The sequence below is a fragment of the Ruminococcus sp. N15.MGS-57 genome, assembly GCF_000980385.1.
GTDB classification, from domain to species: Bacteria; Bacillota; Clostridia; order Oscillospirales; family Ruminococcaceae; genus Hominimerdicola; species Hominimerdicola aceti.
Genome location: NZ_LARF01000124.1, coordinates 1 through 832, shown reverse-complemented (window position 1 = coordinate 832; position 832 = coordinate 1). Strand labels below are relative to the sequence as shown.

Here is an 832-nt window from a genome sequence, read left to right as displayed (position 1 = left end):
TGATACCTTTCTTCTATGTCCCTCAAAGTAAAGAATATCTGTCAGCCTGAACTTGAATGACAGATTTTTATTATTGAAAGTGAAAGTTCTAAATCGCTGCTGGCACTCAGCAATGATAGAATTTAGCTGTTTGGTATATACATAGTCTGGCTGATTTTTCAATATATAGCGAAACGCTCCCACATCGTAGCCCTTAACGGCAAATTCGGCATAATTCGTCAGGAAAGAAATAATAACTGAACCATCTATCTGTCTGATTCTTTCAGCGGTCTGCAATCCGGTCAGATCGGGCATTTCAACATCGAGTATGATGACTTCATACATTCCCTTGACATAGAAACTCAATAAGTCTCTCCCGCTTGTAAATTCGTGTATTTCGCAGTCGGGGAGTTTCATTTCTCTTAATCTGTTATGAAGTTGTTTTAAGAATACAGGTTCATCATCAACGATAGCAATATTCATAGCAATCACCTCACAATTGGTCATGCTTTATGTATCAGTTATCATTATACCACATCGGAGAGATTATTTCAAGAGAAAAAATAGCTATGCCTCCATTAATAGTGTAGTGCTACAATAGATATTGGACAAAATTAAGAAAAAAGAAAAGAGAGATAGGCAAAAATCTGATAAAATAAAGTTACCACACAAATACAAATCAGAAAGGAAGCCTATCTCTCATGAATAGTATAACACAAGATATGAAGTTTCGTCAATCCTTAATGAATTACGCAAAGAAATATGGAGTGAGCCGAGCGAGCAGAAAATACAATAAATCACGTTCATATATATATTTCTGGCTGAAACGCTGGGACGGAAGTGTGGAGTCCCT

1 protein-coding gene is annotated in these 832 nt (G+C 36.4%); it reads right to left on the bottom strand.

The features are described 5' to 3' along the window. The coding region (locus WS40_RS10835; RefSeq protein WP_046442284.1) for a LytR/AlgR family response regulator transcription factor at positions 1-462 on the bottom strand (462 nt) is incomplete at its 3' end. Between the last annotated feature and the right edge of the window lie 370 nt (positions 463-832).